At 53.9% G+C, this 14,974-nt stretch carries 10 protein-coding genes and 1 pseudogene; 10 read left to right on the top strand and 1 reads right to left on the bottom strand.

Annotation, left to right across the window (positions count from 1 at the left end; genetic code table 11):
• The first annotated feature begins 121 nt into the window (after positions 1 to 121).
• Positions 122 to 1,087 carry a hypothetical protein gene (locus tag GTW23_RS01205; RefSeq protein WP_252914324.1) on the top strand — a complete coding sequence of 322 codons (966 nt, stop codon included), beginning with the start codon at positions 122 to 124 and terminating at the stop codon, positions 1,085 to 1,087.
• Positions 1,088 to 1,468: 381 nt separating this feature from the next.
• Positions 1,469 to 2,119 (top strand): hypothetical protein, encoded by a 651-nt coding sequence (locus GTW23_RS01200; protein ID WP_252914323.1) that lies wholly within the window; start codon positions 1,469 to 1,471, stop codon positions 2,117 to 2,119.
• Positions 2,120 to 2,488: 369 nt separating this feature from the next.
• Here GTW23_RS01200 and GTW23_RS01195 read toward each other — a convergent pair whose 3' ends face one another.
• Complete coding sequence (locus tag GTW23_RS01195) at positions 2,489 to 3,241, bottom strand: NYN domain-containing protein (RefSeq protein WP_290128845.1); 753 nt, start codon at positions 3,239 to 3,241, stop codon at positions 2,489 to 2,491.
• A gap of 162 nt (positions 3,242 to 3,403) precedes the next feature.
• Here GTW23_RS01195 and GTW23_RS01190 point away from each other — a divergent pair, with 162 nt between their 5' ends.
• The 8 genes and pseudogenes from GTW23_RS01190 (at position 3,404) to GTW23_RS01160 (ending at position 14,969) form a co-directional block, all read left to right on the top strand.
• On the top strand, positions 3,404 to 4,111 hold the full coding sequence (locus tag GTW23_RS01190; RefSeq protein ID WP_252914322.1) for an endonuclease/exonuclease/phosphatase family protein: 708 nt from the start codon (positions 3,404 to 3,406) through the stop codon (positions 4,109 to 4,111).
• A gap of 1,002 nt (positions 4,112 to 5,113) precedes the next feature.
• Positions 5,114 to 5,608 (top strand): hypothetical protein, encoded by a 495-nt coding sequence (locus tag GTW23_RS01185; RefSeq protein ID WP_252914321.1) that lies wholly within the window; start codon positions 5,114 to 5,116, stop codon positions 5,606 to 5,608.
• Positions 5,609 to 5,712: 104 nt separating this feature from the next.
• The gene (locus GTW23_RS01180; RefSeq protein WP_252914320.1) at positions 5,713 to 6,171 is read left to right on the top strand and encodes a hypothetical protein; all 459 of its coding nucleotides are present in this window, start codon (positions 5,713 to 5,715) and stop codon (positions 6,169 to 6,171) included.
• Positions 6,172 to 6,851: 680 nt separating this feature from the next.
• Positions 6,852 to 6,956, top strand: a pseudogene (locus GTW23_RS23540) (hypothetical protein); the annotation flags it as partial.
• Between the two features lie 62 nt (positions 6,957 to 7,018).
• Positions 7,019 to 7,999 carry a tyrosine-type recombinase/integrase gene (locus GTW23_RS01175; RefSeq protein ID WP_382265655.1) on the top strand — a complete coding sequence of 327 codons (981 nt, stop codon included), beginning with the start codon at positions 7,019 to 7,021 and terminating at the stop codon, positions 7,997 to 7,999.
• 289 nt (positions 8,000 to 8,288) lie between these two features.
• Positions 8,289 to 11,405, top strand: coding sequence for an AAA domain-containing protein (locus GTW23_RS01170; RefSeq protein ID WP_252914318.1), 3,117 nt, complete (start codon positions 8,289 to 8,291; stop codon positions 11,403 to 11,405).
• Entirely contained in the window at positions 11,377 to 12,951 is a 1,575-nt protein-coding gene (locus tag GTW23_RS01165; RefSeq protein WP_252914317.1) for a coiled-coil domain-containing protein, read from the top strand. The genes GTW23_RS01170 and GTW23_RS01165 overlap by 29 nt, the downstream gene beginning before the upstream one ends.
• Positions 12,948 to 14,969: an McrB family protein gene (locus tag GTW23_RS01160; RefSeq protein WP_252914316.1), complete on the top strand. Its 2,022-nt coding sequence runs from the start codon at positions 12,948 to 12,950 to the stop codon at positions 14,967 to 14,969. Before GTW23_RS01165 ends, GTW23_RS01160 begins: the two co-directional genes overlap by 4 nt.
• The last annotated feature ends 5 nt before the right edge of the window (positions 14,970 to 14,974 follow it).

The following is a 14,974-nucleotide window of genomic DNA, read 5'->3' as shown; positions in this document are numbered from 1 at the left end:
GCCCACAGTATCAAATCAGAGCACTGGGGCAATTTAGCTGGACATGCGGGCTGAGGCGAATAGAAATAATCACCCGACACACAATCATGGCGAGCGATCCAGCGCAGCCGGGGTAAGTTGAATGAGCGAGCTTTTAGAGAATGCGGTTGTATCGATCCAGCTTGGAGTCGAGGACTATCAAGCCAATGATCCACGTCGTGCAATCTCTGCCGTCAGAAACTTCTATGCAGGCGTTTTGCTTCTCGCAAAAGAGACGCTTGTAAGGGCAGCTCCCGAAGCCGATCTCGATGACCTTGTCGCAGCAAGGTATAAGCCCATCCCTGATGGCCAGGGTGGAATTGAAGTCGTTCCCGATGGACGCACGACGATTGATTTCGTAACTATTGGCAAGCGCTTCAAAGACTTCGGACTAGCCATTGACCAGAAAGCTCTCGAAGAACTCAACAAGATCCGAAATGACGTTGAGCATCTTTACACACAGAAACCTCGAGAGGCTGTTCGCGAAGCGATTGCGAACGCGTTTCCTGTTGTTGTGCAGTTGTTCGAACATATGGGGGATCGTCCAGGGGATCACCTTGGCGAAGCTTGGCCTGTTATGCTCGAAGCTAAGGCGCTCTATGACAAGGAATTGGTTCGTTGTCGCGATAGCTTCTCAAAATTAGACTGGATTTCCGAAACGGTGGCAAATGCCGGACTGATTTGCCCGGAATGCGACTCAAAATTGATTAGGCAGAGGGATGTCGAGAACGCAGAACAACGACATATCGAGTTGATTTGCAGTTTGTGCGGTGCGGAGCCAGACTTAGACGCTGCAATCAAGGATACGCTAGTTGGTGAACTTAGCGGTGAAGCCTACCTTCGGATCAAGGATGGCGGCGAAGATGGCCCACTTTTCCTTTGCACAGAGTGTGGCAATGAGACTTATGTTGACTTCGAAGGCGCATGTGCGGTTTGTGGCTACGAATATGGTAGCCCAGACTGCGATCGTTGCGGCGTGGAGATTCCTCTAAACGAGATAATTTATACTGAACACCCCGGACTATGTAGCTATTGCAGCCACATGCTGGATAAGGTCATGAGAGAGTAGTTGTCCGATGGCTTTGCCCGAGCGCTGAGATAGGAATTGGAAGGCAACTGTTTTGGTTATCGGCTTCGATTCCGTCTAGACAGACAATCTGAATGAGCTGGGTCCGGTATTCATTATCAGGGTTAATGAGCACGGCTACCGTTTTCAAGTCGCGCAAAAACTTGCCTCTTTTTTTAAACACCGGATGCCATTCAGACATAAATGCGCGTCTCCCGAAACCACGTGATTGCAGTCGACGGTCCGCGCCGAACTTTTGAGGCTCGCGCTCGGTCAATAAGGTCGCCGGCTCGCGCATCCCTGCGTCGCGGACGCCGTCACGTTAAAGCACTCTTCATTTTCATCTATTACGTGTAGCCAGAAAAGGGAGCTCGCTTTTCTATTATGCCCAGTGCCACTATCGAATTCACCGTAGGCCAATATCAATCTGCTTTTCAGCTGGCAGCAGCGCTAAACTTTGGGTTAAGTATTTTTAGACAGTTGCGACAACCGTCGCAGGAGGCCGCTATTTCGCAGGCCAATTCAGTTCTTGAGCTTGCGAGAAGATCATCAGATTGGGCCGATTCGAAAATGCGTGCTATGGAAGAGGCCGCTAAGAATAAGTGTGTCGAAGCGGGTGGGAACCCAGACACTGAATTTGTGATTTACCTGGACCAGAAAGGCTATGATTTAGCTACTCAAAAAATGGTAGATACTGCAGAGTTGGAAAATGACGTGCTTCAGGTCTCTTGGGAGATTGACAAAAAAAGAATCGATTGGAACAGAATTGATGAAACTCTGGAGTGGTCAGCAATGCTTTTCTTTGTCTTTTCTATTTTTTGCCTGGGATATGCCACGTATTTTTCTAACATAAATCTTCTAGGAATTGCAGCGAACGCTTCAAATGACGTATTTCTATTAATAGCAGTATTGAACTTTCTACCAGTATTTGCATCGTTTGCATTAGCTGCTTTCGCGCGTTTTCGGCTTTCAGATACTAGGAAGAAACTACGCTGCTACGAACGCAGGATCGTTCGTTTGGAATTCAAGAACTAACGTACATACAGTGAGCGTCAAGTCAGCGTGCAACCCTTTGGAGCAGAGAGAGATCGCCGCCCTTCTAAATCTTGGCTCATTCACCAAAACCGAAAACCTGCCTGCCGACCGGGCCTCCAGCCCGCGAACGTATGGGAGTAGGTGCTGCGTGGCGACTGGATGCGAATACTAACTCAGGGACAACTGCGAATCGGAAGACATCAGGCATTGGCTCCCAAATGCGTTTACCAAACAAGCTGCTCGATCGTGGCGAGATTGGAATACAGATGCGATTACAAACTGCTTTGTTAGGATTGATAGCAAGGGACTCTGGGGCGCTCAGTTCTGGTGCAAAATCCGACCCCCGCCAGGACAAAAGCTATCAACTCATCAAGCATCAGCCTTCTTGCGGCGAGCCGGCTTCATGCGGACGCGCAAGTTTCTGCCTTCGCCCTGGTCGAGCTCGAAGGCGCCGGTCTTGCGGACAAGATCGCTCAGCTTGCGAAAACCGTAGGTCCGGGGATCGAAGTCGGACGAGAGGTTGGCCAGCTGCGTTCCGAGAGCGCCAAGGGGAACCCAGCCGTCTTCACTGTCCATTTGCATGATGACCTTTCTCAACACCGGCGTCGCGGCACTTGGCGGCTGGAGCGATTTCGACGCGTCAGCGGCATCGCTATTCTCGGATGCGAGTTCGGGCAGCAGGTTCTCGGTGTAGGTGAACCTCCGGCAAGCCTGCCGGAAACTCTCGGGCGTCTTCTGCTCGCCGAAGCCGAAGACATCGACCCCCTGTTCGCGGATGCGGGATGCGAGCCGGGTGAAATCGCTGTCGGACGAGACCAGGCAGAAGCCATCGAAGCGGCCGCTGTGCAGGAGGTCCATGGCGTCGATGACAAGGGTGATGTCCGAGGCGTTCTTGCCGCTCGTGTAGGCAAATTGCTGTTGCGGGATGATCGCATGCCGGGCCAGGACCTCCGTCCAGCCCTTCGACCGAGGACTGGCGAAATCACCGTAGATCCGTCGCACGCTCGCCTCGCCGATCTTCGCTATCTCCTCGAACAGTCCATCGACTATCTTGGCTGATGTGTTGTCGGCGTCGATCAGGACGGCAAGCCGTGGTGCGCGTGGTTCGGTTTGTATGGCCATGCTTCATTCCTCATGCGACTGATTGCGAGCAAAATCTTCCTTTGAGCATACACTATCGGCAATCAAATCAGCTGGAGGACTTTGCATACTGCTCAATCGACACCACCATGCGCAGCGCTCGATTGTCGCAAATCACCTCTTCAGGATTCGAAATCCGTTCTCATGCTGACCCTCCTCAACTGGAACCTTGAATGGAAGAAGGCAGGTAGTCTTCCTGGCCGCGAGATCCTGCGGATTATCTCGGCCTCAAATCCAACCATCATCTGCCTTGCGGAAGCCTATGACGATTTCCTTGATCCCTCTTCCTGGCATTCGGTTTATCCCGACGGCGACAGCGGCTATCCGACCCTTGAAGGCCGGAGGAAGGTAATGTTGGCCAGTAGATCTCTCTGGACCGAAACACTAACCGATCTAGACAATGCGCCCCCAGGGAGGTTTGTCAGTGGGTTGACAAGCAGCACAGTCGGACCGGTGAGAGTTCATGGTGTCTGCGTTCCCTGGTCGCATGCCCATGTGTCCACCGGACGACGAGACCGAAAGGCATGGGAGGATCATACTGCCTTTCTCAAGGCCCTCCTCGCTTACGACGGGCTTGTCGATCCGGTGTATCCCACGATCCTGGTCGGAGACTTCAATCAGACCGTCCCTCCCAAGCGCGCACCGGACGAAGCCCGTAAACTGATATCGGTCCTACTCGATAAGTTCGAACTGGCCCCGCCAAAGCATGTTGAGCACCGGACAGTCTGCCATACGCTATTCTCCCCCGGGATGAGGGGCACTGCGATTGACGAGCTACCCGCCAAGAAGGACGGCCTGCACTTGAGTGACCATCATGGGCATGTTCATCGTCTTGCGATATCTCAACCTTGATCCCCTTCGGGATAGATGGAAGCCATGTGACATCGTCATGGACATCAAGCGAGGTCCTAGAAAGTATGTCTTCACGGCAAGGGGATGCGTTCTGGCGCCGCAAGCTTTCCGGAAACCAATCCACCTCTGTGCACCAGGACGTAAAGGTCGGACGCTTGTGACCTTGTCATCATGTAAAGATATTCACTCCTCGCGCGCCGGCTTCGACAACAATTTCCCGTTTTGGTTGCTCGTTACGACAAGTTGTTTCTTAGGCAAAATAAGAGCCAGTTTACACTAAGTTGTCGCCAGGTTGTCGGCGAATCGGGGAATTCGACTTTTTTGTTGATACCGGCATCAAGAAGCACAACCATGGATGTCGTCGGCAATGAGCGGGAGGTAGCTGATGCTGTCGAACGACGAGTGCGCTGACAATCTCCACGATAACTATTTCCGAACGAACTCCACGGATCGCAAGCAACATCACGTCCATCACCTCCGACGCATACGAGGCAAGGTAAAATAGCTAATGACGACCGGCGTATGGACGCATCGACCCCGCCGATAGCCGACACCTGGTGAGCATGCTGCAGGCCTTTCACATGTTGTTTGATGTCAAATCAATTGCTTCCGTCTGACGCTCATAGCATCAGGATACATATAGTCCACGCAGCCCTAGACGACCCGCAAACGAACGCCGAGATCGCGTGCTGCCAACGATAGAAAATCTTGACCACCGCTATCGGCGGGAGACGTGTTGTTACGCCCAGCCTGACCTGGCGTGATCGATCGCAATCCCCACACCCACGCCTGTTAGCCAGCATATGAGCGCCTTGCCCGCGCACTTTATCCGGCCGCACCGGTCTACCTTCGCAGCGAACTCATCGGGGCCGTTGGCAATTTGAACATTCGGTCAATCGAAATTTTCTCCTGCGAGGGTCAGGGCGAATAAATTTTGGCAGAAAGTAATTGACTCCAAGGGTGTCGGTGTCTATATATTTGGACACCAAAGGAGATCTAACTATGGCACTGTCTAACGCAGAGAAAATGAAACGCCGTCGTGAACGCCAGAAGGCTGCACAACAAAGCCCCAAAGCCCGCAAGGAAGCTCTCAAACCGACGGAAGACGAGCTTGCTTCCTATCTGAAATCATCGTTTGCGGAGTTCTTGAAAGAGCGATCGAGCAACACCCTCTTTTACGAGTCCCTTCATTGGTGTGGTGTCGAAGTAGACGTCAATCTTGAGAACGACCATCCTGATTTCGAGATGGCATCAGAATGGCCGGAGTGGTCAGGATTGGAGCCAACATCACTGAACGTCGCGACTGGCCTCGTCGGTGCGTTCATCGACGCCGCCAAGGAGCTTTCAAAGCTCATCAATGAGTTCAAACTTCAAGAAATCGATGAGGCGATGAAGACCGCCTCACCCGCCGACAAGGTCAGGCTCGAATACATGCGCAAGCCGCTGACGAGGAAGACCAGCCATTTCTTCCCGGTCATACAAGTCAAGACTGACTGATCGGAGGAATCTGCCGGCTCGGCCAAAGTTTGGTAGCCGAAGCCGAACCGGCAGCAATAGCGAGGCAGGCGCTTTCCTGCCATCACCCAAGGAGAATAACTTACATGAATATCAACAATACCACCACCCCCGCTTATGGCGCAGTGTGGACTGAAAAGGAGCTGTTTCAACACTTCCTGACCATGACGCTGAAGGACTATGACGCCTTCGGCAATGTTCAATATGAGTATGAACCCGACATCCTGCTCGGTTGCCCCGGTGGGTTTGAAACCCTTGAAAACCTTTTCGATCAGATCGTCGATGATTTTAACGAAGACGACGAGCCAGAAACTCGGCTGGAGAACATGATTGACGATCTGGAGGGTTATATCTCTATTCTAAAGAAACTCCACGCCGCATTCGACGTCCTTAAACGGGATCGAATAATCATGCCACCAGAGCCTGAGGAAACCGTCGACAATGCCACTTGGCATGAATGGGAGAGAGCTGCAAACGAGGCGGAAAACAATCCACGCTTTCGACCCATTGTAACCGAAACAACACTTTCTGGGGAGGCAGCATAATGGCAAATCGCCACGAACGCCGTCGAGCCGCGAAGCTGTTTACGGAAAAAATGTCGGTTCAGGAATTCATTTCACTCCCAAGCATGTGTGCTTGGGCCGGATGTGGCAAGACTATAGAATCCCCAGACAGCGAGGGGTGGAGCAAAATGCTCCTCTACAAGGGAAAAACGCAACCCGACATTCGACACATCCATCCCGCTGACATGCAACGCGATTGTGTTCTGTGTCCGGAGCATTCCCGACATCTCGACGAGAATCTCATGATCGATATTGGCGGCCGACTTCGCGTGTTCGCTGGGACCGCATAGCGGGACCCAATTCCGAATGCGCTGTTAATGCCCGCCGCTCTTCTTTTTTGCGGCGGGCTGTTACAATATTGTGTTCGGATTCCCCGCGCTAGCACACCACCGGAAGCTGGTTCTAATGGCCACTGTCGGCGGGTCAGGCAGTAGGTGACCGGAACATCGACGTCTTCAAGTATGGTGCTCTGTCGAGCTTAGACTGGCATGATCAGTTTTGATAAAAAATCAAAAAAGTTTGCCCGCCAACGTCATTCCCTCGGCCTCGTTGCTATACTGAAATTTATCGAAAACAGAACGGCCTAAGCATGGCCGAGATCAGCGACGTCACCAGCAACCCGTTGGTGGCGAGGGATAAATATTGCGAACGTGCAGGAGAATATGACCAAGAGCGATTTCGAACCCCAGGTGCTCACACCGTCAATGCTGGCCGAACGCTGGCAGTGCTCAACCAGACACATCCGAAACCTTATCACAGATGGCGACCTACCCGCCTTCAAGATTGGAAAAAGCTGGCGCATCCGCGCCGCAGAGATCGAGGATTACGAATGCCGGAATGGAAACTCAACCGCTTCCGCGGTGCCTTCTGTATCGTCTGGAACGAAGGTGACACACGAAGACGCTATTCCCTTGGAACGAGCGATCATGAAGAGGCGCTCCGCCTCGCCCCGGCTAGATTCGCCGAGCTTACGCGCCCGAGCGGGACAACCGTCGAGGACCTCTGGTCAGGCTATACCAATGACCGACAGGGGCGCCCCGTGACTGGAACCATGAAGCACACCTGGAAGGCCTTGGCCAAACGCTTCGGCCCCTTGGAGCCATCGCAGTTAACTGCCGCGCACTGTCGAGCGCACATTGAAGACAGGCGGAAGGCCGGGATCAAGGACGGCACCATTCATACCGAACTCGGTCACCTTCGGATGGTGCTTCTATGGGCGGAGAAACAGAATCTCATTTCCAAGGCGCCCCATGTGGAGCGCCCAGGAAAGCCGGCACCGAAAGACGCCTGGCTGACTCGAGAAGAAGTGCGTGCGTTGATTGACACAGCCCAGGCACCACATTTGAAGCTCGCTATCAGGCTCATGATCGCCACCGGGGCGCGGAATGAAGCTGCACTCCAACTCACGTGGGATCGCGTCGATCTGGAGCGGGAGACCGTCTCCCTGCGCGATCCGCTCGACACGACACGTCGCAAGGGACGGGCTACGGTTCCGGTGAATGCCTCGCTAAAGGCTGCCTTGGTTGAGGCCAAGTCCGCAGCACTTACACCCTATGTGATAGAATGGGCCGGTCATCCGATAAAATCGATCAAGAAGGGCTTGAAGGCTGCGGCGAGAGCTATCGGCAGACCTGACACCTCACCACATATGCTCCGGCATTCTGTTGCCGTCTGGTTAGCCGAAGATGGGCACTCAATGGATGAAATCGCGCAATTCCTGGGGCACAAGAACTCCCGGATAACGGCCAGTGTGTATGCGCGCTTCTCTCCGACCCATCTTCGAAAACTGGCAAATTCATTGGACGTATGAATCGAGAATGAACCGGGCTTTCATGTCAAAAGGCGGCCTAGGATAAGCCGGCAACATATCTGTTGAGTAGCAGAAAGAAGATGGCGCAACCGCTTTTTTATTCTGACAAAAAGGCTTACAAAACAGACATATGAGTATGCCTGATGACTCGCTTCCGGTTCAAAGGCAGAATGACGAACACCTCTGTTTCAAACCATATCGAACCTTGCGAGGCCGTTCCGGCAATCAGTGCATGTCTTTACTCCTTCGAACAATTGAAAGCTTTCCTCGAGGAAGGACAACGGACGAATTGTTGGTCTTGATCGGGGCAGGTTTCTCGCACAACAAGCGGCTAGCAGCGCTGGCTGAGCTTGATGAACTTGTTCGCGACGGTCGGGTATCTAAGGGACGAGATGGTAAGTGGCATGCAAACACACAATCAGTTCCTCGACAAGAGCCAGCTAGCGGCGGGATTTCGTCACGAGCGTTCGGGGACCAGCATGAGCATTTGATCGCCGCACCAGCGAAATTCTCCCATTCTGCAGCAGTAGAAATGGAAGCGTCTGGGAGCGAGGATGTATCCGATTTCGGCAAATTCGATCACACCGCACTTCTTCGATATTGGCGGTCGGCTCTGAGAGCAGATCCACGGGGCTCCACTACTCAGGTGGCAGACAAGCACGGAATAGAGTGGGTCCTTGTCTCCGGTCGTGGTCCGATCGCGCCGCCTGAAGGAGAGGATCTCAAGCTGACCATTGGGCTGGATTCGCTGGCGTCGACCTTTCGAGAAGCCCTCGTCCGCAGAGAAGGCCATGAAAACGCACTCGCAATTGGATGGCCTATTGCGATAAACCGCCAAAGCGGCGTGCCAGTATTTCAGCCAGTCGGTCTATTATCTGCTCGTTGGGAACGTCGCGATGAAGACCTCATCCTCCACGTTGATGCTGATGATGTTCTGGTCAATCCCAACTGGTTACGCGAAGCAGCTCGCCAGACCGGATGGCGTCGCGATTCCCTTAACGAGCTATTCGATGCGGAGGACGGTGTAGGCCTGCTCGCTTCAGATTTCCTGCTTAAGCTCAAGGATGCGGTAGCAAGCCAAATTCGCGGAAAAATCACCGGAGAGGATCTTGTAACGCAGCTCGACGCTAGCTCGAGCGGCATATTCGACGCTGCAGCCCTTTTCCTACCAACAGATTCGAGTTTCACAGCAGGTGCCGCGAGAGACCTCGACATCTTGAGCACTTGGACAGCAGACCGCATTGCAAGAACCGCTCTAGCAGCGATATTCGATCTTCCGGCAGCTTACGACGCAAATGAAATACCAGCCTTGAATGTCGGGCCGCTCAATGAAGAGCAAACGACAGCGGTGATTAATGCGTGTTTACACCCGTTGTCGGTCGTCACAGGTCCACCAGGGACTGGGAAAAGTCAGGCAATTATATCCATGGCTGCTTCTGTGCTGCTTAATGGCGGTAGTGTGATTGTCGCTTCAAAAAACCATCAGGCACTCGATGCGGTGGAAGATCGCTTGGGATCGCTTGCACCTGACATTCCTTTTCTAATCCGAACACTAAAGCCCGAAGAAGGAATCGACGTCGGATTTGAGGATGCACTGAAGCAGATGGTGGATCAGGAACAGGCTGCTCGGCTGGGTTACGCAGACCAAACACTTTCAGAGAAACTAGCAGCTGCTGCCCGCTCCAGGAGTGAGGCAATGGATCAGCTCAAGACCAATACCGCACGAGAATGCGAGATCGCAGACTTGCTCGAACGTATTGAAGCGCGTGCCACAGTCTCCCGCCCGGAGGCTGCAACCGCCGAAGTGCCTGATCCAGCGTCATCTTGGTGGAAGCGCCTACTCGCCTCTCTCTTGATGTTCTTTTCGTCGAAAAAAGGAAACGCCACAAGTGAGGCAGCAGACCTTACTGCCCCCGGGGCTAAGCTCTCTGACCTTCGAACCCGGTTGGAGCAATTGAGAGCAGAGCGGGACTCCATAGAAACATTCTCGGATCCGATCGCTCTAGGCGACATGGTTCGAAAACTTGCCACAACACTCCTCCCGAAGGCGATGGCGCAGCGCGTCGCTCTTGGTAATGTCGAGCGCCAGTTGATCGGAGAAACATATGACGACTGGACCTTTGCCGGCGGCAAAGGTCCTCTCCCAGGTGATTTAGCTCGCGGAGTTTTGAGGCACAGACCACTATGGCTCGCTTCCATTCTTGGCGCACCAAAACGTATTCCGCTGGATGATGGACTATTTGACCTTGTGATATTCGACGAAGCCAGTCAGTGCGACATCGCAACCGCCATTCCTCTGTTCGCGAGAGCCAAGAGAGCGGTTGTCGTAGGGGATGATCAGCAGCTCTCCTTCATTGCCCAATTGGGCAGAGAGCAGGACCGCAACCTTATGCAGGCTCAGAATCTGCCGATTGCGAAGATGGGCCGCTTTGCGCAAAGCCGCCGATCACTATTCGATTTCGCGTCCAGAGTGCCCAATGTGCCGCGGATAACCCTCCGCCATCAATATCGATCTGCTGGGCCAATTGTCGATTACATCAGTGAAAACTTCTACGGGGGACAACTAACGACCTCCTATGATCCCGAAACCCTAAACGTTCCGCCTACCATGAAACCAGGTCTTGCTTGGGAGCATGTGCCGGCACCAGCGATACCGCAAACTGGCAACGTGAATCTGGTCGAGGTTGATGCGATCGTTCGCCACCTTCGAATGCTCCTCGTCGATCAACAGTATACAGGCAGCGTTGGAATCATTTCGCCTTTCCGCGCCCAGGTCATGGCACTGCAGCAAGCCGTAACGAGTATTCCAGAGACGAAGCGGATAGGCGCACAGCTGAAGGTCGGCACCGTCGATGGATTCCAGGGACAGGAACGGGATCTCGTTCTGTTTTCGCCATGCATCGGCCCCCGAAGCCCCAGATCCGGGGTCACCTTTTTCCAGAAGGATGCGCGCCGCCTCAATGTCGCGATTTCGCGTGCTCGCGCAGTCGCGATTGTATTCGGCGATCTTGAGTATGCCCGCTCGGGCGTGTCCAGAGCTCTTCAAAAACTGGCCGCGAGAGCGACCGAACCAAGAAAGAAATCCGCCGAAGGCGTCTTTGACAGTGACTGGGAACGCAAGGTCTTCCATGCTTTGCGGGATCGTGGTCTCGACCCGTTTCCGCAGCACGAAATCGCCGGACGACGTCTGGATTTCGCGCTCTTCGGCAAGGGCGGAATAAAACTCGATCTCGAGGTCGACGGCCGACGCTGGCATCAGACGCCCGACGGTCGTCGCAAGACAAGCGACCTGTGGCGTGATCACCAATTGAATTCCATGGGCTGGCGCGTGCGCCGGTTCTGGGTCGACGAACTTGCAAGTGACATGGAGCGATGCCTTGACATCATCGAACGGGACCTCTCGTAAAACAAGCCGGAACACGTGGTTTGCAATCGGACTAGCATCGACTGCCCTGGTCGTATCCGGATATCTGCTGTTTCAGGTAAACAGCTTGGACCGGGAGTATGGACATATTCGCTACGATCTTCCGCACCTTGAGAGCCTCCGCGAATCTGCTGTGCAGCAACGTGACGAGGCGCGTCAGCAATGGATCGAGAGACAGGCAGAGATTTCGATACTTCGGGACACAAAAGCCGACCTAGACGCTGAACTCGCAGATCTCACACAGGCTCGCGATAGTGCTGAGAAGCGGGAAGCGGATGCAATCGAAAGGGCGAATGATGAGCAGGAGCGTCTAGAAGCGATTCAGGCTCAGCTAAGCGAAGCGAAGTCCACGATCGCAAATGCCGGCCGCATTCGGAGTGAGGTTACTCGACTTGAAAACGAGAAATCAGAAATCGAGCAAACCATCGCTGCGAGAAAACAGACGCTTGCGGGGATCGAAAGTGACTTGGAAAGCCGGAACACCGAAAGGGCACTTCTCGAAAAGAGTATTTCAGAGCTGAAAGAGACCCAGAGTGGGCTGCAATCCGCGGTCGCTTCACTCGGGCCCACTGTGGTGAACCTCGAAGCCCAAGCGGCAAAAGTAGACCAGTTGAAAGAACAAAAGTCTGAACTGGAAACCGCGATCGAAAGCCTTAAGGAAAAACGACGAGACGCTGAGCAATCCGCGACGACATTGGGCAATGAACTGGCCTCGCAACGCGAAGAACTCAATGGCCTCCGAGGTGAGCTTGAACAGTCACAAGCAGCGCTCAGAGAGACCAGTGGCCAGCTGCAAGAGAAGCAAAATCAACTCGCTGAACTGACAGCAAAAGCTGAAAGCGCACGCACGACGGCCGAAGCTCAGGTTGCACGCGCCGCCGTTGCGGAGCAAAAAACATCTGATGCTGGCACAGAGTTAAGCCGATTGAATGAAGCTGTTAAGAACACACAGAAAGAACTGAGCGGTGTGGTTGCACAGCTCACGACCTCTACCGCACAGCTGGAAGCTTCAAAACGCGAGCTCGCAAATCTCGAAACACTACGAACAGATGTAGCCCGCCTGACGGCCGGCAAAGCGGAACTAGAAGCAGCCACCACAGCACTGGCAAATGCACTACCTAAATTCCGCGAAGAGGCTGACGAACTCCGCACAGCAAGAGCGGAAGAAGCGGCGAAGCTCGACGCCGCTCGAGAAAATCTGACCCAACTGACCGCGCGGGCTTCCGTTCTAGAGCAGCGGATTAGCCTATTGGAAGCCGACCAACAAAAACTCGAATTAGCCACCCAGGCGGCAAGCGCTGCATTAGAAGCAGCCCGATCGAATCTGGAAACGATCAATGTCGAAAAATCAAAAGCGCGAGCCGAGCTATCAGAAGCCAACGACCGCAAAAACGACATCCTGCGCCAGATCGCTAGCGCTAAGGAAGAGCTGGCGAACCGGCAGAGAGAGATAACAGAAGTGGATGCCAATTCTGCCACACCTGGTCGAATAGATGAGAAATCGCAGGAGGCGGAGCCGGCCCAATGATTACTGACAATACACTGCTCGTTTTCGTCATCATCGGAGCTCTGGCGCTTCTTGCGGTCATCCAGATAACTCTCGCCATAAGACAGGACCGCCTGATAAGCGCTGCAGGTCCGATTGAGGAACTCGCTGTTTATGACAAGCGCTTGGAGGAAAAGCAGCGCCTCATGGAAGATCTTGAAGTCGAAGTGCAGAAGCGACGTGAGGCTATGGCACATGTCACCGATGTCGAAGCCGAAGTCGACGGTTTGCGGCGGCAAAAAGAGGAGCTTCTCACCGAGTGGAACTCTCTGGAAGAAAAGAGAAACGAAGTGCGGGCCGTCCGAGGAGAAATCGAAGACGCTGTGATTGAACGACAGTCAATCGAAGCGGAACTGGTCCCCCTTAGAGCAGAATACCTTTCAATTAAAGAGAGACTAGAAAAGGCGGAGGAGCTTGAAGGTCGGGTAGAATCCCTGACAGCCCAGTATGAGGAAATGGCCGGCAAGATAGCCGAAACGCGCGATGAACTTCAGCGTCTCGAAGAGGCTGAATTGCGAGTGGAAAAACTTGAAACGCGCGAACGAGAGCTTGAAACAGAGTGCTCCCGTGTCCAGGGACGATTGGAAGCTCAGAACGAAGAGCTAGAAGAATTTGCCGCACGGATTGCCAAAGAACGAGAGGTTCTAGCCGAAGCTCAATCCAAACACTCGCAAGCGCAAGCCGAAGCGGCCGCTGTCGCCCTTGAGCTGCGCCGTCAGCAGGGTGAAATCGATGCTCTCGGAGAAACGCGCGGCAAACTGGAAGCCCGACTTGCCTATCTCAAGGGTGAGATTGCTAAGGCCGAAGGCCGAGCCCCCGATGAAGAGGACAACGCGACCGACAAGCTGCGAGAACTGCGGGAAACGCCGCCTGTCATCCGGCAGCTTAGCGAATGGAAACTGGCCGACTGGGAAGAGGAAAAAACAGCCCTGCTCCGAGTCGGTCAGCGCCTGGAAGCGAAGGGCCTTTATTACCCGTCAAGAACGCTTCGAGCGTTCCACACCGCAATGAAAGTCAATGAAACGACACAAATGGCAGTCCTTGCGGGCATCTCGGGCACGGGCAAGAGTCAATTGCCCCGTCAATACTCCGCTGGGATGGGCATTGGGTTCTTGCAGGTTCCTGTTCAGCCTCGTTGGGACAGCCCCCAGGATCTGATGGGCTTCTACAATTATATCGAGGGCAAGTTCCGACCAACCGACATGGCCCGCGCGCTCTGGGCCTTGGATGAAGAAAACAATGAAGAAGAGGCCATCAAAGACAGGATGATGATGATCCTGCTTGATGAGATGAATCTCGCGCGCGTTGAATACTACTTCTCCGATTTCTTGAGTCGGCTCGAAAGCCGGCCGGGGCCGGAGCATGTATCGAACAAAAATGAACGCAAGGATGCGGAGATCGAACTAGAAATTCCGAACATGCTGCAGCCTCCGAGAATCTTCCCCGGTTACAATTTGCTTTTCGCGGGAACGATGAACGAGGACGAGAGCACGCAATCACTGTCTGACAAGGTCGTGGACCGGGCAAATATCCTGCGCTTTGCGGCACCGAAAACAATCCGCACAGTGCAACCTAATGGGAAAGTGCCGGAGATCCGCGCCTTATCTCGACAGCGTTGGCAGAATTGGGTCCGTCCTGTTTCTTCGGTTTCGGAAGACCAACGCGTCACTGGTGGCGTCGACAGGATGGTGGACCTGATGAAGCAGTTCAAACGTCCGTTTGGCCACCGCCTCGGACGCGCAATCATGGCCTATGTCGCAAACTACCCAAAATTCGATGGCTCGGATCCGATCAACGAAGCGCTTGCGGATCAGATTGAAATGCGGCTGTTGCCCAAATTGCGGGGGGTTGATGCGGAAGCTGCGGATGCGCCCTTCCGCGAGCTGCTCAACTATGTCGAACAGGAGCTTGGAGACGCCAAGCTGGGCGAAGCGATTCGGACGTCGATGTCAGCGTCGGAGGAGACCGGGCAGTTCGTCTGGAGCGGAGTAATGCGCTGATGCGC

The organism is Parahoeflea alexandrii (assembly GCF_024105735.1).
Taxonomy (GTDB): domain Bacteria; phylum Pseudomonadota; class Alphaproteobacteria; order Rhizobiales; family Rhizobiaceae; genus Hoeflea; species Hoeflea alexandrii.
The sequence above is the reverse complement of the archived record's forward strand: the minus strand, read 5'-3'. Positions and strand labels throughout refer to the sequence as shown.